The organism is Gaetbulibacter aquiaggeris, assembly GCF_044003965.1.
GTDB classification, from domain to species: Bacteria; Bacteroidota; Bacteroidia; order Flavobacteriales; family Flavobacteriaceae; genus Yeosuana; species Yeosuana aquiaggeris.
Map to the genome: position 1 here is coordinate 333,597 of NZ_JBAWKC010000003.1, position 25,300 is coordinate 358,896.

25 protein-coding genes are annotated in these 25,300 nt (G+C 32.5%); 15 read left to right on the forward strand and 10 right to left on the reverse strand.

Going from position 1 to position 25,300, the window contains the following annotated elements:
• Nucleotides 1-43: 43 nt before the first annotated feature.
• A complete protein-coding gene (locus V8G56_RS10710) occupies nt 44-1,171 on the reverse strand; it encodes a hypothetical protein (protein WP_395438446.1) in 1,128 nt (375 codons plus the stop codon).
• A gap of 232 nt (nt 1,172-1,403) precedes the next feature.
• Here V8G56_RS10710 and V8G56_RS10715 point away from each other — a divergent pair, with 232 nt between their 5' ends.
• Both V8G56_RS10715 and V8G56_RS10720 read left to right on the forward strand, forming a co-directional pair.
• Nucleotides 1,404-2,117, forward strand: coding sequence for a VIT1/CCC1 transporter family protein (locus V8G56_RS10715; protein ID WP_395438447.1), 714 nt, complete (start codon nt 1,404-1,406; stop codon nt 2,115-2,117).
• A 47-nt stretch (nt 2,118-2,164) separates the two neighbouring features.
• Nucleotides 2,165-3,232 (forward strand): DUF3667 domain-containing protein, encoded by a 1,068-nt coding sequence (locus V8G56_RS10720; protein WP_395438448.1) that lies wholly within the window; start codon nt 2,165-2,167, stop codon nt 3,230-3,232.
• 71 nt (nt 3,233-3,303) lie between these two features.
• Here the strand turns inward: V8G56_RS10720 and uvrA are convergent, their stop codons facing one another.
• Entirely contained in the window at nt 3,304-6,090 is a 2,787-nt protein-coding gene (gene uvrA / locus V8G56_RS10725; protein ID WP_395438449.1) for an excinuclease ABC subunit UvrA, read from the reverse strand.
• A 323-nt stretch (nt 6,091-6,413) separates the two neighbouring features.
• Between uvrA and V8G56_RS10730 the strand changes: the two genes are divergently transcribed.
• Entirely contained in the window at nt 6,414-6,998 is a 585-nt protein-coding gene (locus V8G56_RS10730) for an RNA polymerase sigma factor (RefSeq protein WP_395438450.1), read from the forward strand.
• Nucleotides 6,999-7,052: 54 nt separating this feature from the next.
• Entirely contained in the window at nt 7,053-7,199 is a 147-nt protein-coding gene (locus V8G56_RS10735) for a hypothetical protein (protein ID WP_395438451.1), read from the forward strand.
• Nucleotides 7,200-7,227: 28 nt separating this feature from the next.
• Here V8G56_RS10735 and nth read toward each other — a convergent pair whose 3' ends face one another.
• On the reverse strand, nt 7,228-7,887 hold the full coding sequence (gene nth, locus V8G56_RS10740; protein WP_395438452.1) for an endonuclease III: 660 nt from the start codon (nt 7,885-7,887) through the stop codon (nt 7,228-7,230).
• A gap of 34 nt (nt 7,888-7,921) precedes the next feature.
• Here nth and bcp point away from each other — a divergent pair, with 34 nt between their 5' ends.
• A complete protein-coding gene (bcp, locus tag V8G56_RS10745) occupies nt 7,922-8,377 on the forward strand; it encodes a thioredoxin-dependent thiol peroxidase (RefSeq protein ID WP_395438453.1) in 456 nt (151 codons plus the stop codon).
• A gap of 3 nt (nt 8,378-8,380) precedes the next feature.
• Here bcp and V8G56_RS10750 read toward each other — a convergent pair whose 3' ends face one another.
• The 4 genes from V8G56_RS10750 to V8G56_RS10765 form a co-directional block, all read right to left on the reverse strand.
• Complete coding sequence (locus tag V8G56_RS10750) at nt 8,381-9,829, reverse strand: TonB-dependent receptor (protein WP_395438454.1); 1,449 nt, start codon at nt 9,827-9,829, stop codon at nt 8,381-8,383.
• Nucleotides 9,830-9,938: 109 nt separating this feature from the next.
• Nucleotides 9,939-11,333, reverse strand: coding sequence for an NAD(P)(+) transhydrogenase (Re/Si-specific) subunit beta (locus V8G56_RS10755; protein ID WP_395438455.1), 1,395 nt, complete (start codon nt 11,331-11,333; stop codon nt 9,939-9,941).
• The gene (locus V8G56_RS10760; protein WP_395438456.1) at nt 11,333-11,641 is read right to left on the reverse strand and encodes an NAD(P) transhydrogenase subunit alpha; all 309 of its coding nucleotides are present in this window, start codon (nt 11,639-11,641) and stop codon (nt 11,333-11,335) included. The genes V8G56_RS10755 and V8G56_RS10760 overlap by 1 nt, the downstream gene beginning before the upstream one ends.
• 3 nt (nt 11,642-11,644) lie before the next feature.
• A complete protein-coding gene (locus tag V8G56_RS10765) occupies nt 11,645-12,757 on the reverse strand; it encodes a Re/Si-specific NAD(P)(+) transhydrogenase subunit alpha (RefSeq protein ID WP_395438457.1) in 1,113 nt (370 codons plus the stop codon).
• Nucleotides 12,758-12,953: 196 nt separating this feature from the next.
• On the opposite strand from V8G56_RS10765, the gene V8G56_RS10770 reads away from it, so the two are divergent.
• Both V8G56_RS10770 and V8G56_RS10775 read left to right on the forward strand, forming a co-directional pair.
• Nucleotides 12,954-13,715, forward strand: a complete 762-nt coding sequence (locus V8G56_RS10770; RefSeq protein ID WP_395438458.1) for an MBL fold metallo-hydrolase — start codon at nt 12,954-12,956, stop codon at nt 13,713-13,715.
• A gap of 2 nt (nt 13,716-13,717) precedes the next feature.
• Complete coding sequence (locus V8G56_RS10775; protein WP_395438459.1) at nt 13,718-14,218, forward strand: hydrolase; 501 nt, start codon at nt 13,718-13,720, stop codon at nt 14,216-14,218.
• 1 nt (nt 14,219) lies between these two features.
• Here the strand turns inward: V8G56_RS10775 and V8G56_RS10780 are convergent, their stop codons facing one another.
• Both V8G56_RS10780 and V8G56_RS10785 read right to left on the reverse strand, forming a co-directional pair.
• On the reverse strand, nt 14,220-14,594 hold the full coding sequence (locus V8G56_RS10780) for a DNA topoisomerase IV (protein WP_395438460.1): 375 nt from the start codon (nt 14,592-14,594) through the stop codon (nt 14,220-14,222).
• 37 nt (nt 14,595-14,631) lie between these two features.
• Nucleotides 14,632-15,009 carry a helix-turn-helix domain-containing protein gene (locus V8G56_RS10785; RefSeq protein WP_395438461.1) on the reverse strand — a complete coding sequence of 126 codons (378 nt, stop codon included), beginning with the start codon at nt 15,007-15,009 and terminating at the stop codon, nt 14,632-14,634.
• 301 nt (nt 15,010-15,310) lie between these two features.
• Between V8G56_RS10785 and V8G56_RS10790 the strand changes: the two genes are divergently transcribed.
• The 8 genes from V8G56_RS10790 (at nt 15,311) to V8G56_RS10825 (ending at nt 24,118) form a co-directional block, all read left to right on the forward strand.
• Nucleotides 15,311-16,468, forward strand: coding sequence for a M14 family metallopeptidase (locus V8G56_RS10790; protein WP_395438462.1), 1,158 nt, complete (start codon nt 15,311-15,313; stop codon nt 16,466-16,468).
• A gap of 71 nt (nt 16,469-16,539) precedes the next feature.
• Nucleotides 16,540-17,019, forward strand: coding sequence for an Lrp/AsnC family transcriptional regulator (locus V8G56_RS10795; protein WP_395438463.1), 480 nt, complete (start codon nt 16,540-16,542; stop codon nt 17,017-17,019).
• 178 nt (nt 17,020-17,197) lie between these two features.
• Nucleotides 17,198-18,649, forward strand: a complete 1,452-nt coding sequence (locus tag V8G56_RS10800; protein ID WP_395438464.1) for an MBOAT family O-acyltransferase — start codon at nt 17,198-17,200, stop codon at nt 18,647-18,649.
• A gap of 5 nt (nt 18,650-18,654) precedes the next feature.
• Nucleotides 18,655-19,620 (forward strand): hypothetical protein, encoded by a 966-nt coding sequence (locus tag V8G56_RS10805; RefSeq protein WP_395438465.1) that lies wholly within the window; start codon nt 18,655-18,657, stop codon nt 19,618-19,620.
• A gap of 54 nt (nt 19,621-19,674) precedes the next feature.
• Nucleotides 19,675-20,640, forward strand: coding sequence for an ATP-grasp domain-containing protein (locus V8G56_RS10810; RefSeq protein ID WP_395438466.1), 966 nt, complete (start codon nt 19,675-19,677; stop codon nt 20,638-20,640).
• The gene (locus V8G56_RS10815; RefSeq protein WP_395438467.1) at nt 20,624-21,319 is read left to right on the forward strand and encodes an HAD family hydrolase; all 696 of its coding nucleotides are present in this window, start codon (nt 20,624-20,626) and stop codon (nt 21,317-21,319) included. The genes V8G56_RS10810 and V8G56_RS10815 overlap by 17 nt, the downstream gene beginning before the upstream one ends.
• Nucleotides 21,320-21,578: 259 nt before the next feature.
• Nucleotides 21,579-21,857, forward strand: a complete 279-nt coding sequence (locus V8G56_RS10820; protein WP_395438468.1) for a hypothetical protein — start codon at nt 21,579-21,581, stop codon at nt 21,855-21,857.
• Between the two features lie 572 nt (nt 21,858-22,429).
• A complete protein-coding gene (locus V8G56_RS10825; RefSeq protein ID WP_395438469.1) occupies nt 22,430-24,118 on the forward strand; it encodes a carbamoyltransferase family protein in 1,689 nt (562 codons plus the stop codon).
• Between the two features lie 36 nt (nt 24,119-24,154).
• Here V8G56_RS10825 and V8G56_RS10830 read toward each other — a convergent pair whose 3' ends face one another.
• A complete protein-coding gene (locus tag V8G56_RS10830; protein WP_395438470.1) occupies nt 24,155-25,297 on the reverse strand; it encodes a GNAT family N-acetyltransferase in 1,143 nt (380 codons plus the stop codon).
• Nucleotides 25,298-25,300: the final 3 nt, after the last annotated feature.

Sequence of the window (25,300 nt, forward strand, 5' to 3'; positions counted from 1 at the left end):
GGCAAACATATCGCAGGGCTTTCCAACTAACCAACCAAATTTATTAACGTCTTCTTTTTGCGTCAGACGCTTTATTATTACTGTTTCTAGAATTATTTTGGCTTTGTGCTTTTGAAGTTCTGTTTTGATTAGAACGCTCTGCAACTTGCGGCGTATTTCTAGTTATTGTTTTATTATATGTACGAGTATTTGAGGTTTTTGGTTGTTGTTTTACTGAATTATTTCGTTGTCTAACTACCTCATTAGATCTCGTTTTATTACCACTGCTATTTCTATTAACGGTTTCATTTGACCTTCTATTGTCATTTAATTGAGAATAATCTCTTTTCGAATTATTATTATCTCTGTTGACAACTTTATTATTCACTCTGTTGTCATTTCGACTCGTGTTTCGATTATTTTCTGAACGTGCCAACTCTCTTCTATTATTAGAATTTGATTTTATTTTAGAATTATCTCGTCTTGTATCATTATAACTTCTATTGGCCGTTGCATAACTTCTATTTCTTTCAATAGTTTTTCCTCGTCTTGTTGCAACTGATGTCGTTGGTCTATAGTTATTATGAAATGGTCTATTATAAGAATATCTAACTGGATTATAATATTGTCTGTAAGGTCTGTTATAAACAACACAGTAGTTATAAGATGGAACGCTGTAATAATTATGCCAAGGTCTGTATACATAAAACCTATTATAAGTGTTTATATATCCTGAACAATGTGAAAAGACGTTGTGTCTGTTGTAATGAACATAAAGACCACCAACTCTTGAAATATAACCATAATTATTATAGTTAATATTGACATTGCCTGCTTGTGAAATACGTCCGTAATAATCATAATAAATTGGGACGTTTTCTATTTGGATAACCGCGCCATATTCATCATACTGAACATACGTATTATAATCATAACCAGAATTAAAACTAACATTCAGATTAGGAGATCCTATGGATACATTTAGGTTAGACCTGTTGTTCAAAATGTTAAAATCAAACTGACCATCAGGAAATACAGAAAATTCAATGCCACCTTCTACAAATATGAACGAATTACCATAACCATTAATAAAAGTTGTAGCATTTTCACTGTTGTTAATTGATTTGTTTGTCGTTGCTGTAGCAGTAATTCCCATAAGAATTAAACTTGCTAATAATATTGTTCTTTTCATAATTGTCAGTTTTAATTGTGAGACAATAGGTTAATTACAAACAGCGTGCCACAAAATATTTTGAACTTAAAACTGGCTATTTTCAGTAATTAAACAGGACTCTATTTTATTACATAAAAAATGGTTAAATTAGTAGGACTAAGCTATAATTCTATTTTTTATATATTCATACAGAAATAGCTTTAATCAGCTTTTAGGGGTATTTGAAAAATTATTAAATTATTCAAAAATAATGGAAGACCACATTAGTAATGCAGATAATTATTTAGATAATCATTATATACACCGTAGTAACTGGTTAAGAGCCGCTGTGCTTGGTGCTAATGATGGTATTTTGTCAACAGCCAGTATCGCCATTGGGGTTGCTGCCGCTAGTGATGTTAGAGATCCTGTGGTATTAGCCACTTTAGCGGGGCTTGTTGCGGGTGCGCTATCAATGGCTGCCGGCGAATATGTTTCTGTAAGTTCTCAAACAGATATAGAAAAGTCTGATATTGAAAGAGAAATAGTAGAGTTGAAAGAAATGCCAGAAATAGAGTTAATGAGACTGGCAGAAATTTATGAACAGCGCGGCTTAAAAAAAGAGACAGCTTTAATGGTAGCTAAAGAATTTACAGCTCATGATGCTTTAGGGGCGCATGTGAGAGATGAATTGGGTATCAACGAAATCAGCCAAGCCAAACCAATTCAGGCGGCATTGGCATCGGGGGCTTCATTTACTCTTGGAGGGGTACTTCCTTTTCTAGTCACTGTATTTTTTCCTTTAAAAAACATGGAATATTATCTTTATGCATCAGCCATATTATTTTTAATTATTTTAGGAGCACTTGCGGCTAAAACAGGAGGCTCCAATGTGTTTAAAGCGGTTCTTAGAATTGTGTTTTGGGGCACTATAGCCATGGGAATTACAGCTGCTGTAGGCTATTTGTTTGGAGTAAACGTTTAACTTAATTAAGTACTTTTTTATATTTTTATAACCAAAGAGATTATTTTATGGAAAAAAACATGGTGACTTGTAAAAATTGTGAAAAGGAATTTAACGAAAGTTTTGAGTTTTGTCCGCATTGTGGACAAAAATCAAATGAAGAACTTACCATAGGTATCTTATTTTACAATACTATAAGTAATTATTTTTCTTTTGATGCCCGTTTTTTCAAAAGCTTTATTCCTTTAATGCTTAAACCCGGGTATTTAGCCAAGCGGTTTTTGGAAGGGAAACGCCTTCTTTATTTGCACCCTGCCCAAATGTATTTGTTTATTTCGGTTGTATTCTTTTTTCTGTTTTCATTTAATGTGCGTGATCAAGTGGAATCTTTAGATAAAGTTTTGGAAAAAGAGTTTGAACACGAAAAAATCGCAGACACGATTAAATCGCAAGCAATAGATTCAGCAACAATAGCCAATATTACAAAACCTTTGAAAGATTCAAAATATGTAACGGGGATTAACGACAAAGAATTAAAAAATTTAGATTCTATTATGAGAGTAGATTCGAAAGAAGCAGATATCCCTAAAATGACTTTTAATTATGATTCCAAAAAAGTAGATTCATTGATTGAAGCTAAAGCACCAATTGAAGAGCAACTTAAAGCAATGGGAATGAAAGAAGATGCAAATTGGCTTACTCGTCGTTTGTATACTCAAATACTTAAATTTCAGACAAATAAAAAAGGAGGCACTATATTACAAACTTTTTATGATAGTGTTCCTATTGCACTTTTTATATTGCTACCAATTTTTGCTATGATATTAAAACTCTTTTTCTGGAGGAGAGGCTCATTTGCACATCATCTGGTTTTTAGTTTCTATTATTATTCCTTTTTATTTACTGTTTTCACTATCATATTGGCTGCTAAATTTATTTGGCAAATTCCAGATGGATTAATTTGGGGAATTGTACTTTCTACTTTCTTCTATTTGTTTTTAGCAATAAAGCATTTTTATAAACAAAGCTATTTAGTGAGTTTCTTTAAAACGGGTATAGTCACTTTTGTCTATATGATATTTGTATTACCAATAGCTATAGGCGTGATGTTTGCCGCTGCGTTTATGTTTTATTAATAATAAAGGGTTGTTGGGGACAAAAATGAATAATGTGATAAAATAAGTTCGAAATACTAAGGTAATTCAGTTTAAACTTTTAGTTTTTCTTTCAAATATTTTCCAGTTATAGAAGACTGTGTGTTTATTATAGCTTCAGGGGTTCCTATAGCGACAATGTGACCACCGTTTTCTCCGCCTTCAGGACCTAAATCAATAATGTAATCGGCACATTTAATAAGTTCTAAATTGTGCTCTACAACGATGATGGAATGACCGTTTTCAATAAGCGCATTAAATGATTTTAAAAGTTTTAAAATATCATGAAAATGCAGACCGGTAGTAGGCTCATCAAAAATAAAAAGCGCTTTTTCCTTATTCGCACCTTTACCTAAAAAGGAAGCCAGCTTGATACGCTGTGCTTCGCCACCGGAAAGGGTGGAAGAGCTTTGGCCTAAGGTAACATACCCCAATCCCACATCTTGTAAAGGTTGCAGCTTGTTTTTAATTTTAGTCTGCTTTTTGGTGTCAAAAAAAGAAATAGCATCATCAATGGTCATATTTAAAATATCATCAATGTTTTTATCTGCGAAAGTCACTTCAAGCACTTCTTTTTTAAATCTTTTTCCTTTGCACGTTTCACATTCCAGATGCACATCGGCCATAAATTGCATTTCAATGGTTACTTCACCTTCGCCTTTGCAAGTCTCACAGCGTCCGCCATCTACGTTGAAAGAAAAGTGTTTAGCCTGATAGGCTCTGATAGTACTTAATTTTTGATTAGCGTATAAGGCTCTGATATCATCATAGGCTTTTATGTAGGTCACAGGATTAGAACGCGAAGACCTTCCAATAGGGTTTTGATCTACAAACTCAATGTGATTGACATTGCTAAAATTACCTTCAAGCTTAGTAAACTGTCCGGGCTTATGCCCAAAATCTGTTAACTTTTTCTGTAGTGCAGGATAAAGAATTTTTTTAATCAATGTGCTTTTTCCACTCCCTGAAACGCCGGTAACCACTGTTAACATGCCAAGTGGAAACTTGACATCAATATTTTTTAAGTTGTTTTCACGGGCTCCAATTATATCAATGTGATATTTAGAAGTTCTTCTTGTTTTGGGAATTTCAATTTCTAAGGTTCCATTTAAGTAACCTGCAGTTAAGGAATTTGAAGCTAAGATATCTGCATAGGTTCCATGAGCAACCACATGACCGCCAAAGGTTCCGGCTTCTGGACCAATATCAATGATATTATCAGCCGCTTTCATAATATCTTCATCATGTTCCACCACTATAACTGTATTTCCCAGATCTCTCAAAGATTTTAAAACCGTGATTAACCGTTCAGTATCCTTAGGATGCAAGCCAATACTAGGTTCATCTAAAATATACATGGATCCAACCAAACTACTTCCTAATGAGGTCGCCAGATTGATGCGTTGACTTTCTCCACCGGATAGCGTGTTTGATTTTCTGTTCAAGGTTAAATAATCCAGACCCACATTTGAAAGGAACAATAATCTATTATTAATTTCTTTTAATAACCTGTCTGCAATTTTAGTATCATAATCATTTAATTCTAAATTCTTAAAAAAGCCGGTTAATTTGTTTAAAGGCATTTCTACTAAATCAGTGATTGTTGATTCACAAATCTTAACATAATTAGCTTCTATCCTTAAGCGTTTACCATTACAGGTCTTGCATTTTGTTTTACCCCGGTAGCGTGATAACATGACTCTGTTTTGAATTTTATAGGCTTTAGATTCAAGCTCAGCAAAAAAGGAATTAAGACCTTCAAAATATTGGTTACCTTCCCAAATGAGCTGTTTTTGTTCTGCTGTTAATTCAAAATAAGGTTTATGAATGGGAAAATTGAATTTATGTGAATTATTGACCAATTGATCTCTGTAACAGCTCATACTTTCCCCACGCCAAGGAAAAATGCCATTCTCATAAACAGATAAGCCTGTATTTGGTATCACTAGATCATCATCAATCCCAACAATATCTCCATATCCTTCACATTTTGAACAGGCTCCATAAGGATTGTTAAAACTAAATAAATGAATGTTTGGTTCCAGAAAAGTAATACCATCCAGTTCAAATTTGTTACTAAAAAGTTTTATAGAATTATCACTTAGTGTTTCAATGATACATTCTCCTTTTCCTTCAAAAAAGGCAGTCTGAACGGCGTCAGCTAATCTATTTTCAAAATCTTCTTCATCTTTTATAATAATTCTATCGACTACTAAAAAAATGTCATTGGTAGTTAAGTTTTTTACTTCATCAATTCTCAAAACATCCTTATTAACCTTAATCCTGGCGTAACCCTGTTGCTGTAAAACCTTTAGTTTATCCTGCATTTCTCTTCCAGTTTCCAAATGAATAGGAGCGAGGAGCAACAATCTTTCACCTTCAGGGAACTTCTTGATGTAATTTAAAACATCTGTAACAGTATCTTTTTTTACTTCATTTCCAGATACAGGAGAGTATGTTTTGCCTATTCTGGCAAATAATAATTTGAGATAATCATAAATTTCAGTTGTGGTTCCAACAGTCGATCGTGGATTTGTTGAATTTACTTTTTGTTCAATAGCGATAGCAGGAGCAATACCTTTAATATAATCAACTTTTGGTTTGTTTAGCCTGCCCAAAAACTGACGCGCATAACTTGACAAACTTTCAACATAGCGTCGTTGCCCTTCAGCATATAAGGTATCAAAAGCTAAACTAGACTTACCAGAACCAGATAAACCGGTAATTACAACAAGTTTATTTCTGGGGATCACCACATCAATATTTTTTAAATTGTGTAATTTCGCCCCTTTAATAATGATATTATGTTTCGGATTGACGTCTGAAAGATTAGTAATCATAGCTTTTAAAGAATAATTTTGCAAAGATACTATAAGTATTTTTATCCTTCTAAATTTATTATTTATAGCCTTTAAAAGTGATCATTATGTAACTGTTTTATCATACTTGATTCATTGGTTTTTATGTATTTCATCGTAAAAATTGCATTTTTAACTGTTTATAAGTTAAAAAAAAGCCACAAATTATTGTTTTTTAAGATTGTTTGTGATTATATTTGACATGATATTAATCATAAAATACCTCTAGCCTATAGCAGAAAATTACTTTTAAATAATTAACCCCAAGCAAAGAAGATCTCTTCTATGCATTAAAAGTAATGATTATGCAACACGAAATTATACCAGATGCTACGTTAGTTAGTAGATATATAAAGGGAGAAGAGTATGCTTTAGAAATTCTTATTAAAAGGCATAAACAAAAAATCTACAGTTTTATTTATTCAAAAGTATATGACCGCGATGTCACTGAAGACATCTTTCAAGATACTTTTATCAAGGTGATACGTACTTTAAAGAGAGGTGCTTATAATGAAGAAGGTAAATTTTTACCATGGGTTATGCGTATCTCACATAATTTGGTCATTGATTATTTTAGAAAGAATAGCAGAATGCCAAAATTTGATAATAGTGGAGAGTTCAGTATTTTTTCGGTATTAAGTGACAGTTCCTTAAACGCTGAAAAGAAAATTATAAAAGAGCAGGTAGAAAATGATGTAAAACGTCTGGTGGAAGAACTTCCTGAAGATCAAAAAGAAGTCTTATTAATGCGGATTTATGAGGATATGAGTTTTAAAGAAATATCAGATAAAACAGGCGTGAGTATTAATACGGCATTAGGTAGAATGCGATATGCCCTCATTAATTTGAGAAAAATTATTGATAAACATAATATAGTTTTAACCAATTAAACAATAAAATAAGTTTTGTTCCGTTTCATAGATTATTAATTTAAACTATAACAAATGGCAAAACTTTACACTAATAATTCAATTGAAAAATTTAACGACTTGCAACCAAAAGAGGAAACGGTTAATTTTCTTCTAAATTATTCTAAGGCTTTAAGTGTTATTAATTGTAATAAGATGAAGTTTGAAGCGCTTCTCAACTAAACTTTGAAAAAGTCCTGGTAGTTAGTCATCAGGACTTTTTTAATTTATAATAAGCATCAATCACTGATTTTCTGCCAATCGTTTTTGTTATCATATCTTTTTCTAGATCCCAGCCTCTGGCCGGTGAGTATTGTCTTCCATACCAGATAATCTGTAAATGCAAATCATTCCATAATTCTCTGGGAAATAATCTTTTAGCATCTTTTTCAGTTTGAACCACATTTTTACCATTGCTTAGGTTCCATCGGTACATAAGTCTATGAATGTGGGTATCCACGGGGAATGCAGGAACACCAAACGCTTGTGACATCACCACACTAGCGGTTTTATGGCCTACGGATGGCAATGATTCTAAAGCTTCAAAATCCTGAGGGACTTCACCGTTATATTTTTCAATAAGAATTTGAGATAAGCCATAAATGCCCTTGCTTTTCATAGGAGATAATCCTACTGGTTTTATGATCTCTCTGATCTCTTCAATTGAAAGTTTAAGCATGTCATAGGGATTATTCGCTTTTTCAAATAATAATGGAGTTATTTGATTCACTCTCACATCGGTGCTTTGTGCTGACATTAAAACCGCAATTAAAAGCGTGTAAGGATCTTTGTGCTCTAAAGGAATTGGAATTTCGGGGTATAACTTGTTTAAAGTAGAAATTACAAATTCAACCTTTTCTTGTTTTGACATTTATTGTATTTTAGCAGTTACAAAGTTAAAAAATATGAACACATTAAAAGTAGGGGATAAAGTTCCAAATTTCAGCGTATTAAATGACCAGGGAAAACAAGTGTCCTTATCAGATTATAAAGGTAAAAAACTAGTGGTATTCTTTTATCCAAAGGCTAATACTCCGGGATGCACAGCAGAAGCCTGTAATTTAAGAGATCATTATGATCTATTAAAAGAAAAAGGCTATGAGCTATTAGGTGTGAGTGCTGATAATGTTAAAAAGCAAGAGAACTTTAAAAGTAAATACGAGTTCCCTTTTCCATTGTTAGCAGATGAAGAAAAAGTGGTTATTAATGCTTTTGGAGTCTGGGGTCCAAAAAAGTTTATGGGTAAAGAATACGATGGTATTCATAGAATGACCTTTTTAATCAATGGAAATGGTATTGTAGAGCGCGTTATTGATAAAGTAAAAACTAAAGATCACGCAGCACAAATATTAGAAGACTAAAAACTATTTTTGTTTCCGTCTTCTAGTATATCCAAATAAGCGTTGGTCTTTTATGGTATCTGCAACTCCTTCAGGAAGCATGTCTTCCCATCCTTCTTCGTTGTCCTGGATCATTTTAAGCACTTCCCGAGATAAAATATCTAAAATATCAGGGTTGAAGTCTTTAATATCATTCATTTTACCATTGTATTTAAAGAATTTATACAATTCTTTCATACGCGGATGCACTTTCAGGTTTTCACTGGTAAATAATTCTCCCGTTTGATGATTCTTAAGTGGATATAAATAAACTTTCAGATCTTTAAAGAATAATTTTCCAAAGGCCTCTAAAATACCACCGCTTAAATGACGGTAGTACTTTTCATCAAAGATCTGAATTAAATTATAAACACCCATTGCTAAAGCCATTCTAGCCTTAGTAAATTGAGCAAAGTATTCAACCAATCTGTAATATTCCTGAAAATTGGTTATCATTACATTCTGCCCTAATGAACATAGTAATTCAGCTCTATCTAAAAAGTCACGTTCATTAATTTTACCCTCAGCACGAAGGTTAGCAAGGGTAATTTCAAAGATTATTTTGACATTATTTTTGTCTACTGTTTTTTCAGCTAAAAACAGTTCTTTGGCTTTTTCATAGATATCCATATTCACCTTCGTAACCGGTCTGAAACTTCCGCGAAGGGCTAGGATATTCTTTTTATAAAGTTCTTGCGCAGGAAGCAGATTGATACCGTCAGGTCCAAACATAACGGCTTCCGTCATGCCATTCTTCACCAGCTGCAAACTCATCAATCGGTTATCAACATAAGTGAATCTGCACCCTGAGAAATTAATCATATCTATTTCGATCTGATCTCTTTCAATATTATCATATAATGATTTGACGATTTCCTTGGGATCATCATGCATGTAAAAACCTCCAAATAAAAGGTTGACTCCAAGAACTCCTAAGGTTTCTTGCTGCAACTGCGCATTTGTTTGTTTAAAACGCACGTGTAAAATGATCTCATTATAATCTTCTAAAGGATCTAATTGAAATTTAACACCTACCCAGCCATGACCTTTAAATTTTTTAGAAAAGTCGATAGTTGCTACCGTATTTGCAAAAGCAAAAAACAATTTATCGGGGTGCTTATCTCGTGTAATACGGTCTTCAATCAAATTAACTTCATGATTGAGCATTTTGCGCAAACGTGATTCACTTACATAGCGATTATCAGCTTCAACTCCATAAATGGCATCACTAAAATCCTTATCGTAAGCAGACATTGCTTTTGCAATAGTTCCCGAACTCCCTCCGGCACGAAAAAAGTTCCTTACAGTTTCTTGTCCGGCACCAATTTCAGCAAAAGTTCCGTAAATGTTATCATTCAGATTAATCTGCAAAGATTTCTGCTTTATGGTCAGAATTTTACTGATTTCTTTATCTCCTTTTAATTTTAAAGCCATAATTTTTTTATTGAGACAAAAATAGAAAAAAAAATAGCGCTAAAATAGAAAAAAATAAAGCCATTTCTTTGTATGAAATGGCTTTAACAAAATTTAAGAAATTATGGGATTACATACCTTTTAACTCTGATATCAAAGATTGAATAACACTCTTAGCATCACCAAAAAGCATGGATGATTTGGTGTTATAAAATAATTCATTTTCAATACCAGCATAACCGGGATTCATACTTCTTTTGTTGATGATAATACTTTTAGCCTTTTCAACATCTAATATAGGCATTCCAAATATGGGGCTAGAAGGATTGTTATGAGCAGCTGGGTTCACCACATCATTAGCACCAACTACAAAAACCACATCTGTATTTGAAAACTCTGGATTGATGTCTTCCATTTCCACTAGTTTATCATAATCTACATTCGTTTCAGCTAATAACACATTCATATGTCCCGGCATACGTCCGGCAACAGGGTGGATGGCATATTTAACTGAAATGCCTTTGCTTTCTAATAATTGTTCCAATTCATGAATGGCGTGTTGGGCTTGGGCCACTGCTAAACCGTACCCAGGAACAATGATAATTCGTTGTGAATAATTCATTAATATCGCCACATCACTGATGGTTGTTTTTTTGATGGATCCTGTGATAGTTTGAGACTCAGAACCTGCCATAGGCGCCTCTGAAGACCCAAAACTTCCAAAAATTACACTAACAAGCGATCGGTTCATAGCATTACACATGGCAAATGTTAATATAGTACCTGCAGAACCTACTAAAATACCACCGGTTAGCATTACCATATTGCCGTATAAGAAACCACCTAAGGCAGCCGCTAAACCCGTAAAGGAGTTTAATAATGAAATAACCACTGGCATATCTGCTCCACCAATTGGTAATACAAATAAAATTCCATAGGCTAAGGCAGCAAAGAATAAAATATAAAGTAAGAATTGACTGTCAGTTCCAGACCATGCGATAAAACCAGCAAAAACAAAGATACTGATGATGACAAGGTTATTTAATAAATTATATTTTGGTAAGCGCAAAGGCCTATTTAAGGTTCCATTCAACTTGGCCCAGGCGATCATACTTCCTGAAAAGGAAATGCTACCAATAATAATACCAGCTACAATAGTTATTGTTGATAATTTGTGACCCGTATAGTGTTCAAATTCTATAAGTCCAATTAGAGCAGCACTCGCGCCTCCCATACCATTAAATAAAGACACTAATTCAGGCATTTTGGTCATCGCTACTTTTTTAGCGATTACCCACCCAATGATAGTCCCTATAAGAATGGCTGTACCAATTAATACATATATAAATGTGGGAACTTCCCCTTGATATAAGAAAATAGTACCAAATATGGCTATGGTCATACCAGCGGCAGCTATTAAATTTCCTCTTCTTGCAGATTCTGGTTTACCTAGCATTTTTAGACCTAATATATAGGTCATCGATGCAATGAGATAAATAAATTCCAAACTAAATATATACTCCATTATTTTTTCTTTTTAAACATTTCTAACATGCGGTCTGTGACTACAAAACCACCTACTACGTTTAGCGTTCCTAATAAAACAGCCACAAAACCTAAAGCCTGTCCTAAATAATTTTCAGGATTGACACCAAGTAACACTAAAATGGCCCCAATGATAACCACGCCATGTATGGCATTGGCCCCAGACATTAAAGGGGTGTGTAATACCGCTGGTACGTGACCAATAATTTCAACTCCAACAAATATCATCAGTATGACGATATATATCATTTGAATATTATTACTTATAAAATCAATTAATTCATTCATTTTTTATGCTATTTTTCCGTTTTGTCTAATTTTTCCGTTATATACAATCAATGTTTCATCCGTAATTTGATCCTCTAAATCCCATTTAAAATGATCACCTTCTGTTAAGTGTACCAAGTAATTAAAAGTATTTTTTGCGTATAAATCACTGGCATTTGTTGAAACACTTTCAGGTGCAATGGTGGTTCCTATAATTTTCACACCATGCTTAATAACCGCTTTATTCATAACGCTTAATTCGCAATTACCACCTTGTGCCGCCGCTAGATCAATAATTACAGCCCCATTTTGCATTTGTTTTACCTGGTCTTCAGTAATTAAAAGAGGCGATCTTCTTCCAGGGACCATAGCCGTTGTAATGACTAGATCGGCCTTGAATAAGGATTTGTCAACCGCTTCTTTTTGTCGTCTTGCGTAATCTTCTGAGGCCACTTTTGCATAACCACCTTCTGATTCTTCACCGTTATTATCAACCATGATGAATTTTCCGCCTAAGGATTCTACTTGTTCTTTAGTTTCTGTTCTAATATCTGTAGCTTCAACGATGGCTCCTAATCTTTTTGCAGTCGCAATAGCCTGTAAACCTGCTACCCCAACACCATATACCAGAACCCTAGCTGGAGAAATAGTGCCTGCAGCAGTCATCATAAGCGGGAATATTTTTGTCATCTCATAAGCTCCTTTAATGACGGCCTTGTAACCAGCTAAATTATTCTGTGAACTTAAAACATCCATATCCTGTGCTCTTGAAATTCGAGGCATGGCATCCATTGAAAAGGCAGTAGCGCCTCTTTCGGCAATGATCTTCATATCATGTGGGTGCGATTTATGAAATAATTGCGCAATAATTATTTGACCTTTTTTTAATTTTTCTAATTCCTTATTTTCAAAAGGATTAATTTTTATTAGAATGTCTGCGTTTTTTATAAGATCATCTTTAGTTCTTATGCTTGCTCCGGCCTTGCTATAATCTGAATTTTTATAAGAAGAATTGGCGCCTGCATCTTCTTGGACTCTGACTTCAAAACCTTTTTCAATAAGTTGTTGGGCAATTTTTGGGGTAATAGCGACGCGATTATCACCTTTTTGGGTTTCTTTTAAAACTCCTATTATCATTTTAAAATAGTTTAATTTTTTATCCCATAAAAATAACTCTTTACTAAGGTTTATTATCTGATAATTATCATGTTTTAAATTAAAAAAAGATATAGTTTTTAGATGTAAATCGCCTATGATTTTAAAAATATAAAAGGCTCGTGTATGGTTTCATTAATAAGTGTTAAATTTAGAACCAAATTGCATTATTTATCGAATGAAAATCACATTTTTAGGAACAGGCACTTCACAAGGAATTCCCGTTATAGGAAGTAAACATCCTGTTTGTTTAAGTACTGATCTTAAAGACAAAAGATTGCGCGTGTCAGTTCTTGTTGAATGGGACGATTATGCTTATGTTGTAGATTGTGGTCCCGATTTCAGACAACAAATGTTACGCGTCAATTGTCATAAAATTGATGGTATTTTATTTACTCATGAACATTCAGATCATGTGGCCGGATTAGATGATATCAGGCCTTTTTATTTTCGCCAGGGTGATGTTCCAATTTATGCCCACAAACGGGTTATCGCCTCTTTAACAAAACGCTTTGATTATATATTCACCACAGAGAATAAATACCCAGGAGTTCCTACGCTTTCTGTCAATGTTATTGAAAACAAACCATTTATGTTGCATAATCTACAAGTGATACCTGTTAACGGGATGCATCATCAATTACAGGTATTTGGGTTTCGGTTTAAAAATTTTGCCTATTTAACAGATATGAAGCGCATGGAAGCGGTTGAAATTGAAAAAATAAAAGACGTCAAAGTTTTAGTCATCAATGCTTTAAGAATAGAGCCACATATCTCTCATTTTAATTTAGAAGAAGCTTTGCAGTTTATAGACCAGGTGAATCCTGAAGTGGCTTATATTACGCACATTAGCCATTTATTAGGTTTTCATGAAGATGTAGAAAAAAAGTTGCCACAGCATGTTTTTTTAGCCTATGATAATTTACAAATCACTATTTAATTATGAAACAACGTATTTTCATTTACTTATTTATCTTCTCGGTTTTGATCATATTATTTCAATATGTCACTTCTAAACGCATTATGGAATCTCAAGATCAAAAATTGCGGTCAAGTGAAGCAAGATTAGCTATCTACAAAGATTCTATTGCTACTTTAGAAGATGATATTTTAAACTTATCACATTTTAATTTAGAACGCAATGAAGATGCCATTAGTTATTTTGAAAATAAAGGCTACAAAGTGACGGAGTTGATCCCTTATATCAAAGATCACATCTATGAGTTAAATGAAGTGAAAGGAGAACATCCATTGGTGTCTTATGCGTCTAGTTCAGGAAGAAAAATGATGATCAATACGGTTAAACTGTTAAATCATAAATGGATTATTGCCGATTTCTCGGATGGTGAATTTTGGGGAGAACTTTTTATGACCTATGAACTAACAGAGTCAAATGAGCTTAATTTTAATGTAGTAGAATCTTTTTTATATCCTTTAAATTAATCTAGTCCCTAATTTTGTAGGCTACTCCTTTTTGCTTTTTAGTTTCTCCTACATAAGAATATTCAAAGGTGTATGAAGAATCCGTGGTGGTTAAGATTTTCAAATGAATATCTTTATGCTCAGCCATGTTTTTTGGGTGTATCGTCTTAAAAATAACTTCACAATCATTGATCCAGCGGACGTGAGCTGAATCTGATTTTCCATTATACGTCTCCACCTGCACATCGTTGGATCGTGTAAACTGAGATGTATACAATACGTCCTCTATGCTGACTTCGCTATAAAAGCTACCCGTTTTAAAATCCTTACAATGACGTTCAGTTTGATAACAGCTTATAATAAGAAAAGCCAGGGGTAAGAAAAGGAGATTTTTCATAAAAATGATTTCAACACAAAATTACTAAAGAAAATGCTTAATTCTGATAGTTTTTAAAACTTCCATCGGTATAAAAGATAATGATGCGCTCAATAGATCTATTGGTCGCCTCTTCTTCAACTGTTTTTTTTACCAAACTATCTGATATCTTGTCATCTGATAACACGGTATCCGTTTTAGAATTTACTTCTGATGGAAAGGTACCTTTTCCATTCAACAACCAATACAATTCAACTTCTGGGAAGGAGGAAAGGATCTTTAATATAAAGTCAAGACTCGGCTTATTTCTACCTGACAATATATGAGAGATACTGGAGCGCTGTACGCCAATTTTTTCAGCAAAAGAAGCCGCAGATTCTCCATAAAATTCTATCACTTTTTGGAGTCTTTTAGCGAAATCTTCGTTGTTTATCATTGTAAACACAATTTAGGGTCAAATGGTTTTACAAATGTAACAATTATAGTTGTAATCCCTAAAATAAAAGGGGATAAAGTCAATTACATTTAAATAAAAACATGATATAAAATAACATAAAGTATTGAAATAGAATAATATATATATGCAAACATATTAATAGCTGTAAATCTTTATAACAGACTGATTACATCTGTAAATTTTATATACAAATGTTGACTATTGTATACAAATTTACCTCAATTATATGTTTACAAATGTAAATTAGTAAATGTTTACATTTGTATCTTAATTATTTCAGATGCATATTGAAGTCTTAAAAGATCTATTTGAAACGCATAAAGAATCCCGTCTTTATCATCGCTATATTACCAATGCACATATCCAGCCTTTGTTTAAAAAACTGGAATCCAAAATGACTATTGAGACCATCGGACTGTCTGTTTTAAAAAAACCTGTTTATGGCATTAAGATAGGTAGCGGCGCAAAAAAAATATTGATGTGGTCACAAATGCACGGTAATGAATCCACCACCACGAAGGCGCTTTTTGATCTAATAAATACGCTTTCAGAAGATTTAGATTCAACTCATCATATATTAAATGCTTGCTCATTATATATCATTCCTATTTTAAATCCGGATGGAGCTGAATCCTATACAAGAGTCAATGCCAATAACATCGATCTTAACAGAGATGCTCAAGCCTTATCTCAACCTGAAAGTAAGATTCTCAGACAGGCTTTTAACGCATTTAAACCAGATTTCTGCTATAACCTCCATGGGCAGCGTACCATATTTTCTGCCGGAAAAACCAATCATCCGGCCACTGTCTCTTTTTTGGCGCCTGCCCAAGATGAACAATGTACTGTAACTTCCAATAGAAAGATTGCTATGGAGCTTATCGCCGCAATGAATGCGACACTACAAATGGTTATTCCTGATCAGGTTGGGGTGTATGATGATGCTTTTAATCTCAATTGTGTGGGCGATACTTTTCAAAGTTTGAATACACCGACTATTTTGTTTGAAGCAGGGCATTATGCTAATGATTATGCGCGCGATATCACCAGAAAGTACATTTATATGGCTTTACTGCAATCCTTGGATCATCTTGCCTTAAATAGGGTAGAAGGTGTAAATTACCAGCCCTATTTTGATATTCCTGAAAACGATAAATGCTTTTATGATATTATTATACGAAAGGCCTTAGTTAATTCAGAAAAAAACGGTTCTTATTGCGATATAGGTCTTTTATATCAGGAGATCCTTAAAGAGGGAGTTATAGCCTTTATGCCTAAAGTTGCAAAAATGGGGGATCTGAGTTCGTTTTTTGGTCATCAAGAAATTAGCGCCCATGGGCAACAAGTTCTCAATGCTGACAATAAAAAGTTGGAAGTCGATTCCGAAAACGTTGTAGTAATAGTAAATAATGAGAAAATCTCATTATTATTGAAATAAAGTGCAGAAATTATAGATATAATTTAACGAAAATGTATTATTTTTGTGTTTTATTTAAATAAACAATAATCATGGGGAAAATTAAATTAGACGAAATTGATCATCAAATTCTTGATATGCTCATTGACAATACAAGAATTCCTTTTACTGATATTGCTAAAAAATTACTAATATCTGCGGGCACTGTCCATGTAAGAGTTAAGAAAATGGAAGAATCAGGCATTATAAAAGGCTCATCTCTAACCTTGGATTATAAAAAATTGGGATATTCATTTATTGCCTATGTTGGCTTGTATTTGAACAATACCTCTCAAACGAAGTTTGTTTTGGAGCGCATCAATGATATCGCTTTTGTTACCGTGGCACATATTACTACAGGAAAGTTTAATATTTTCTGTAAAATAAGAGCACGAAGTACGGAACATGCTAAAGAAATTATCTTTAAGCTGGATGATATAGAAGGTGTTTACAGAACTGAAACCATGATCTCTCTTGAAGAAAGCATTAACGATAAAAAACGATTGATGCACTCTATTTTTAGTGAAATGTAAAATTCATATTCAAACTACATAATAAAGAGCCCTTTTTAAGGGCTTTTTTCTTTTATAATACTGATAATAGAACATATAAAACTATTCAAAGATTTTTTTTGAAAAGTAATTAAAAAAATCAGAGGTTTGCTGTTCTAAAATTAGCTTCAAATTACAGTGATTTTATAATTAAGTCTTTATGGTATTTAATTCTTTAGAATTTTTTATATTTCTTCCAACGGTATTTGTTTTGTATTGGTTTGTTTTTAATAAACATTTAAAGGCTCAGAACCTGTTTTTATTAGCCTCAAGTTATTTGTTTTATGGGTTATGGGATTGGCGCTTTTTGTCATTAATATTATTGAGTACCATCGTTGATTATTATGTTGCCATTAATATTGATATTAATAGTGAGAAAAAGATCAGAAAACGCTGGCTATGGGTGAGTGTTATTTTTAATATTGGCCTTTTAGGGTTTTTTAAATACTATAACTTTTTTGTAGACTCCTGGGTAGATTTGTTCTCTCTATTGGGTTATCAAATGAAGAGTACCTGGACACTACAAGTTATTCTACCTGTTGGTATTTCTTTTTACACCTTTCAAACCATGTCCTATTCGTTTGATGTGTATTATAAAAAATTAAAACCAACCAGAGATTTTTTATCTTTTGCTGCCTTTGTGAGTTTCTTTCCGCAACTCGTTGCAGGCCCCATTGAAAGAGCGTCTAACTTATTATCTCAAATATTAAATAAACGTACTTTTAATTATGATGAAGCAGTTAGTGGCTTAAAATTGATCTTATGGGGTTTGTTTAAAAAAGTGGTTATCGCTGATTCTATTGGACCTATAGTTGATGACATATTTTCAAACTATTCAACCTATCCGGCATCCACGCTTATATTAGGTGTGACCTTATTTAGTTTTCAGGTCTATGGCGATTTTAGCGGGTATTCAGATATTGCAATCGGAACTTCTAAGCTTTTTGGAGTTGAATTGATGTCAAATTTTAAATTTCCTAATTTTTCAAGAAATGTGGCTGAGTACTGGCAACGCTGGCATGTTTCTTTGTCTACCTGGTTTAGACATTATGTATACATTCCCTTAGGAGGATCTAGAGGTAGCAAATTAAAGTCTGTTAGGAATATATGTATTATTTTCTTAGTCAGTGGCTTTTGGCACGGTGCGAACTGGACCTTTATTTTTTGGGGTGGTTTTCATGCCTTAGCTTTTATACCTGTTTTTTTGATGGGCAGAAATGCCATTTATAAAGATTCTGTGGTAGCTGAAAACTCTATTTTACCTTCTCTAACAGAGATTGGTCAGATTTTTTTAACTTTTACAATAGTGACGTTTTCCAGGATTTTCTTTAGGTCCAATTCCATTACAGATGCCTTTGGTTATATTGACCGTATATTTACTGATTTGTCCTATAGTTCCTATAATCACCCAATGGGCTATCGTATGATGGATTACTACATACTGATTATACTCTTTGTAATTTATGAATGGATGATTCGAAAAGATGAGCGTTCTCCTTTTAAGTTTAAATCAAAAATATTTCGTTTTATTATTTATGCGATCATCATTTTATCCATGTTATTATTTTATGACAGTAGTATTGACAGATCTTTTATCTATTTTCAATTTTAAAGAGAATGAAAAAATTATTTTTTAAAATATTAATTTATTCAGTTCTAATTTTGATATTATTAGAATCCCTAATTCGAGTTTTTCATTTAACAAAGGATTATCCTGTTAGATATATTGATGAATTTGGAGTAGAAAAATGGGTGCCTAATCAAAATGGATTTTCAGTAACCGGTAACCGAAGGCAAAATTTTTCAGAATACCATATTAATAATTTTGGCTATAACTCCTATAGAGAATTTAAACCCACTAAAGATAAGATTGAAATTGCGCTAGTTGGCGATTCTTTTATTGAAGGTTTCCATCAAAATTATTATAATTCAATCGGCAAAAAAATAGAAAAGGAATTAAATGGCGTTGAAGTTTATGAATATGGGTATGCGGGCTATGATTTAGCCGATCAGTTGCATTTAATCAATCAATATAAAAATCAATTCGAACTCATTGATTATGTTATTTTGGGTTTAAAGTTTGAAAATGATTTAACCAGAGTAGAGTACAATGTCGTGCAAGAACGCTTGGTCTTAGAGTCGCCCATGTATAAAGCCCTGCGGCAAATTAAATTGTTGGTGTATTTACGAAATATAGGCGCCTTTGATGCACCCAGAGAGTTAGTATGGAAATTACTTTCAGAAGGAGGTAATCATCAGCAACAAAAGTTAACGAAAATTGAAGAAGAAAAACTTCAAAGAGAAAGAGAAATAAAATATATTAAAAATTTTGAAAGTTTAATTAATAGGTATGGTTTTAATAAATCTAAGTTTACTTTTCTAATAGATGTTTCTTCATCGCCAACAGTATTTGTCAATTACCTTAATGATTATGATTTTAAATATCTTGATTTTTCAGAAACTTTAAAGCAGTCAAAAAGACCAACCACCTTGATTTACGATATGCATTGGAATAATCATGGTAGGGATTTAATAGCCAAACTGATTTCTAAATATATCCAAAAAGGACTAAAACACGAATAACTGCAAAAATCCTTTACCTTTGTTATTTATGCACCATAATCTATAATTACAATCGTGAATATTTTAATAACATCTGTAGGTAGACGTGTTTCTTTGGTGAAAGCCTTTCAAAAGGAATTAAAAGCTATTTTTAGAAATGGCCAGGTTATGGTGACAGATTTCAACGTGTCATTATCTGCCGGCTGCCAAGTTGCCGACTGTGCCTTTCAAATGCCTTTAGTTGAAGATAAAAATTATATTAATATCTTATTAGATATTTGTCTAAAACAAGAAATTAAGCTTGTTATTCCTACTATCGATACCGAACTTTTGATTCTTGCAAAACATTCAAATATGTTTAATAGCCATGGTATAATGGTCATTGTATCTTCAGAGTCATTTATAGAAGTATGCCGAAATAAAAGAGACACACATTTGTTTTTTAAAAAACATGACATTCAGGTCGCTAGAGAATATCCAAAACTTGATTATAGTTTACCTTTATTTATAAAACCTCTTCGTGGGAGTCGCAGTGTGGATACCCATATAATCAAACATGAAGAAGAGCTCACAAGCTATCATTTTAAGAATCCCAATTTAATGTTTCTGGAATATCTGGATCACAATAATTTTGAAGAATTTACCTGCGATTTATATTATGATAAGCAGCATCATTTAAAATGTGTCGTTCCTAGAAAACGTATAGAAGTCAGAGATGGTGAAGTTAGCAAAGGGCTTACTGTTAAAAATGAATTAGTACCTTATATTACATCACATTTAGATTATATTGAAGGTGTTATAGGGTGTTTAACAACACAGTTTTTTAAACATAAGTTGGATGGTTCAATATTTGGTATTGAGATTAATGCACGTTTTGGGGGTGGTTTTCCTTTAACCTATCTCGCGGGAGCGAATTATGTAAAATGGATTATTCAGGAGTATTTTTTAAATCAACCCGTAACAGTTTTTAATGACTGGGAGTCTAATTTATTGATGCTACGCTATGATAACGAAATTTTAGTACATGATTATAAAAAATAATACGATGGTAGTTGTTTTTGATCTGGATGATACCTTGTATCAGGAAATTGATTTTTTAAAATCGGCATTTCAAGAGATTTCTGATATCTTAAGTAAAGAGGTCGCCGAATCTGCTGAAACGTTATATCGTTATATGCTTCAATGTTATAAAACGGGTGGGGATACTTTTCAAACGGTTATAGAAACCTATGGTGTCCAAAAATATAATTTGACAGATTTGGTTGCAATATATCGAAACCATTATCCAGATATAGCCTTGTCACATGATACTCAAGATGTCCTTAACTCCATCAAGAAAGAGGCATATAAGGTGGGTTTGATTACTGATGGGAGAGCCCTTCAACAACACCATAAACTTAAAGCCTTAGGATTGCAGGATTATTTTGATGCCACGGTTATTTCTGAATCTTTTGGCAGTAGTAAGCCAGATGCACGAAATTATGAATATTATGAAACGTTGTTCGGAGTGACGTATCACTATGTATATGTTGGCGATAATACCAACAAAGATTTTATAGCACCTAACGCTTTGGGATGGACAACGGTTTGTTTAAAAGACAAGGGACGTAACATCCATAAACAAGAGTTTAAAGGTGATGACTCCAAACAGCCTCAGTTTGTGATTCGTCATTTATCAGAACTCTCATCTTTATTATTTAAATTACCAACCACATCATGAAACTCATTGTTAACAACATATGGAATTCCGTGGATTTTGATATCAACTTTAGCACTGTTTCTTGGTTTGATGTTATAAATACGTTTTATGCCATTTATTTTTAAGAGAAGGACCTTATTAAAATGGAGAAACAACTATTATGAGGATTCTCTTTTACAAAGAGAGGATGTCCGGTGTATTTCATTGAGTTTGGCTATACACATGCTATGATTTAGCCGACTAATTACATTTAATTCATCAATATCAGTCTTATTTTGATTTGATTGATCATGTTGTTATAAGCATTAAATTTCAAAATGATTTAACAATAAATGAATATGGTATTTTAAAAGATTGTATACGGCTGGGGTCTCCTGTTTACCATGCTTTAAGAAATATTAAGCTATTGGTATATCTTCAAAATATAGGAGCGTTATCTGAGGCCAGAAATTTGACAGAGAACTTGCTTTCTTTCGGACAACAAAATACTTCAATAAAAGAAGTAGAAGATTATAATGTTACCCAAAATAGATATTTAAAATTTTCAAAGTTTAGTTAATATCTATGGTTATAATAAAACACGATTCGTTTTATTAATAAACAAAGAGCATACTCCTAAAGTGTTTTTTAGATTTTTTTAGATAAAAATTCTTATCAAAATATTGATTTTAGTAAAATCACCAATCAATCTAAAATACCAACCATCTTGATTTATGATATCCATTGGAAAAACCATGGTAGGGATTTAATAGCCAATCTAATCGCACATTATATTTTAAAGGTGTAATTGAAACTCCTTGTGGTGGTTTCTAAGAGTATAATAAATAAACCAAATTCGCATTTTGACTTGTTACACCTAACCATATAGATATCAGTTCGATTGATTTATTACGGAAAATTGTATCGAGAACTAAATTAATTAAAGCAAAAATTTGATTCTTAATACTAAATACTCATATGCTATATTGATTTGAGTTAACAAATTTATCCTAAGTAAATAACAGAGTAATGAATTCAAATTTCATGATTTATATTTAAATACAGATAAGCTAACATTTGTCATAGGAAATTTCATTAATACCTATTTAATTTATCCAATAAGAATTATGTATTTGTTAAAAATAATTAAGCATGGTTATATTAGGTCTAAATTTTTATTTTCATGATTCCACAGCATGCATTGTGAAAGATGGTCAATTAATTGCAGCTATTGAGGAAGAACGTCTTAACAGAGATAAACATACCAGAAGTTTTCCTTCATTAGCTATCGATCGTTGCCTTAAAATTGCAGAATTGGAATATAATGATATCGATCATATTGCAATCTCCATTAAACCCACTCATAATTTAGGAAGAAAAATAGTTCATAGTATAACCCATTTAAATACCATAAAATCTTTTATTAATCATGAATTGGTGCATGGCTATAATGAACGAATGAGTTTTTGGAATTGGTTTGAGTATCATTGGGATTCTCAAAAAGTAGGACCAGAAGTACATTTGATTGAACATCATCTCACACATGCAGCAGGAAGTTTTTATGTATCCCCATATGAAGAAGCTGCATTATTAGGTATTGATGGTTCCGGAGAATGGGCAACTACCTGGCTTGGTTATGGCAAAGGCAATGACATTACCTGTTTAGGACAAAGTTATTTTCCTCATTCTTTAGGGTCGTTTTATGAGGCAGTCACCCAATTTTGTGGTTTTAGAACCACTTATGATGAAGGTAAGACTATGGGATTGGCTCCTATGGGTGATCCAAGTGTATTTTTAGAGGAAGTTGATAAAATAGTGTCGATCGATAGTAACGGGCAATTATCATTTGACTTGAGCTATTTTAATTATCAAAATATGAGTTGGAAGCGCTGTTCAGATAAATTTTTTAAAATATTTGGACAACCTAGACAAAAAGGAGAAGCATTTCAAAAGCATCATATGGATGTAGCCGCCGCTTTTCAACGCGTACTTGAAAATAAGGTTTTAGAAATTTGTGATATTCTTCATAAAAAAACGAAGGCTGACTACTTAGTCATTTCTGGAGGTGTTTCTCTTAATAGTGTAATGAATGGTCGCATTGTTCGAGAAAGTCCGTTTAAAGACATATATGTCATGCCTGCCGCCGGTGATAATGGTACGGCCATAGGTGCGGCGTATTATTTATATAATGGGCTTTTAAAACATAAACGGAATTTTGTGCATTTAAATCCTTATGTTGGCACGAGTTATAGTAATGAGGAGATTGAAACCGTATTAAAAGGAGCGAAATTATCTTATGAATCTCATGATGATATCTGTGAATTGGCTGCAGCCCTTTTAGAAAAAGGTCAAATTATTGGCTGGTTTCAAGGGGCCATGGAAATTGGACCACGAGCTCTAGGAAGTCGCAGTATATTAGCCAATCCAGCATTTCCTGATATGAAAGATAAAATAAATGCTGAAGTAAAATTTAGAGAAGCCTATCGACCTTTTGCACCATCTTGTACTTTAGATGCTAAAAATGAGTTTTTTGATTTGGAAGTAGAAGCCCCTTTTATGCTCAAAGTTTGTAATGTATTAAAAGAAAAGCTATCTGTTATTCCAGCAGTGACTCATGTAGATGGTAGTGCCAGATTGCAAACCGTCAGCAAGGACTTACATCCCAGATATTATGAATTGATTAAAAAATTGGGAGACAGAACAGGTATACCTGTAGTATTGAATACCAGTTTTAATATACAAGGGGAACCACTGGTAGAATCTCCAAAAGATGCTATTCGCTGTTTCTTTTCTACTGGACTGGATTATTTGGTTATTGGTGATTTTATAATTAAAAAGTAACACGATTTTATGTTGATGCAAGACACATTTTCTAAATCAATTAAATTGAATTGTTTGAGAATTAAATTTACCATTTATAATAAACGTTTTTTCTAATTTTGATATTTGATTGACAGTTATATCCTTTTCCTGCTCTATATTTGAATATAAAAAATCAAATATAGCTTTCCTTAGGTATTGATTTTCACGGGCATTATAGTCTATCTTAGATACATTTTTAAAATCTTCAGTTGTATTTTCTATTATTTTATAGTCTTCATCAAAACAATTAACTTTTTTAAATCTAGATTTAAAGTTTTTATAACGAACATAAGCCAGTTTGTAAACAGCCTCTTTTAGGTAAATTTTTATGAACTCCAGATGAGCCATTAAAGATATAAAATAAGATTTTTTCGGATACACTATTTGATGTTCAAAATTATATATATTACTACTCCATTCCTGCTTATAACTTAAATCTCCCATGCCCATTTCATAAGTGTTATGATTGTTTTTAAGGCACCATTCTAATTTTTTATAAATTTCAGTATTCCCTAAACTAAATTTTCCATAGTCGATGTTATAGGATGAAACAGAACTAAACATTTTTCCATTAAAATGATTACTAATTGAAATGCAAATTGGCTCGTCATTATTTTTTATTACAAATAAAGAAGCCTTTTTATCATTTATCAGATTAAAGAATATTTTATGATAGTGTTCCCAGTTTAATAAATTTTGACTAACATCTCCTCTTTGTTGAAACCTTTTTGCAATCATTTCTTTTAATTGACTCATAAAAAAATTATAATCTTTTTTTGAGATTTTCCCAAAATAAAAATGATAACTTATGTGAAAACAGTGCTCCAAACGTTTAACTTTTTTTAAAATGGATTTTGAATTTTTTCTAAATCTAAATTTCAAATAATCGTCTACAGAGTTGAAATCTTCCAATTCTATTGCATATCCCTTAAAAAAATGTTTTACTTTTTTTGTGTTAAAAATTGTTTCGTCAACTTTTGGAATTGTGTAACTTGGAACAAACATTACAGAGTTTAGGACACTTAAGTTTTCCTCTAAATTATAATTATGATTTACAAAGTTATTTTTTTCTTGGATATAAAAAATTTCTTTAAAAATACTTGGAACAGCATTTTTCTCATAATGTTCAAAAAAAAAATCGTTATTTTTTTTATTCATCTA

Coding starts and splice junctions, on each gene's coding strand:
- V8G56_RS10710 (WP_395438446.1), bottom strand. CDS start 1,171: ATGAAAAGAACAATATTATTAGCAAGTTTAATTCTTATGGGAATTACT.
- V8G56_RS10715 (WP_395438447.1), top strand. CDS start 1,404: ATGGAAGACCACATTAGTAATGCAGATAATTATTTAGATAATCATTAT.
- V8G56_RS10720 (WP_395438448.1), top strand. CDS start 2,165: ATGGAAAAAAACATGGTGACTTGTAAAAATTGTGAAAAGGAATTTAAC.
- uvrA (WP_395438449.1), bottom strand. CDS start 6,090: ATGATTACTAATCTTTCAGACGTCAATCCGAAACATAATATCATTATT.
- V8G56_RS10730 (WP_395438450.1), top strand. CDS start 6,414: ATGCAACACGAAATTATACCAGATGCTACGTTAGTTAGTAGATATATA.
- V8G56_RS10735 (WP_395438451.1), top strand. CDS start 7,053: ATGGCAAAACTTTACACTAATAATTCAATTGAAAAATTTAACGACTTG.
- nth (WP_395438452.1), bottom strand. CDS start 7,887: ATGTCAAAACAAGAAAAGGTTGAATTTGTAATTTCTACTTTAAACAAG.
- bcp (WP_395438453.1), top strand. CDS start 7,922: ATGAACACATTAAAAGTAGGGGATAAAGTTCCAAATTTCAGCGTATTA.
- V8G56_RS10750 (WP_395438454.1), bottom strand. CDS start 9,829: ATGGCTTTAAAATTAAAAGGAGATAAAGAAATCAGTAAAATTCTGACC.
- V8G56_RS10755 (WP_395438455.1), bottom strand. CDS start 11,333: ATGGAGTATATATTTAGTTTGGAATTTATTTATCTCATTGCATCGATG.
- V8G56_RS10760 (WP_395438456.1), bottom strand. CDS start 11,641: ATGAATGAATTAATTGATTTTATAAGTAATAATATTCAAATGATATAT.
- V8G56_RS10765 (WP_395438457.1), bottom strand. CDS start 12,757: ATGATAATAGGAGTTTTAAAAGAAACCCAAAAAGGTGATAATCGCGTC.
- V8G56_RS10770 (WP_395438458.1), top strand. CDS start 12,954: ATGAAAATCACATTTTTAGGAACAGGCACTTCACAAGGAATTCCCGTT.
- V8G56_RS10775 (WP_395438459.1), top strand. CDS start 13,718: ATGAAACAACGTATTTTCATTTACTTATTTATCTTCTCGGTTTTGATC.
- V8G56_RS10780 (WP_395438460.1), bottom strand. CDS start 14,594: ATGAAAAATCTCCTTTTCTTACCCCTGGCTTTTCTTATTATAAGCTGT.
- V8G56_RS10785 (WP_395438461.1), bottom strand. CDS start 15,009: ATGATAAACAACGAAGATTTCGCTAAAAGACTCCAAAAAGTGATAGAA.
- V8G56_RS10790 (WP_395438462.1), top strand. CDS start 15,311: ATGCATATTGAAGTCTTAAAAGATCTATTTGAAACGCATAAAGAATCC.
- V8G56_RS10795 (WP_395438463.1), top strand. CDS start 16,540: ATGGGGAAAATTAAATTAGACGAAATTGATCATCAAATTCTTGATATG.
- V8G56_RS10800 (WP_395438464.1), top strand. CDS start 17,198: ATGGTATTTAATTCTTTAGAATTTTTTATATTTCTTCCAACGGTATTT.
- V8G56_RS10805 (WP_395438465.1), top strand. CDS start 18,655: ATGAAAAAATTATTTTTTAAAATATTAATTTATTCAGTTCTAATTTTG.
- V8G56_RS10815 (WP_395438467.1), top strand. CDS start 20,624: ATGATTATAAAAAATAATACGATGGTAGTTGTTTTTGATCTGGATGAT.
- V8G56_RS10825 (WP_395438469.1), top strand. CDS start 22,430: ATGGTTATATTAGGTCTAAATTTTTATTTTCATGATTCCACAGCATGC.
- V8G56_RS10830 (WP_395438470.1), bottom strand. CDS start 25,297: ATGAATAAAAAAAATAACGATTTTTTTTTTGAACATTATGAGAAAAAT.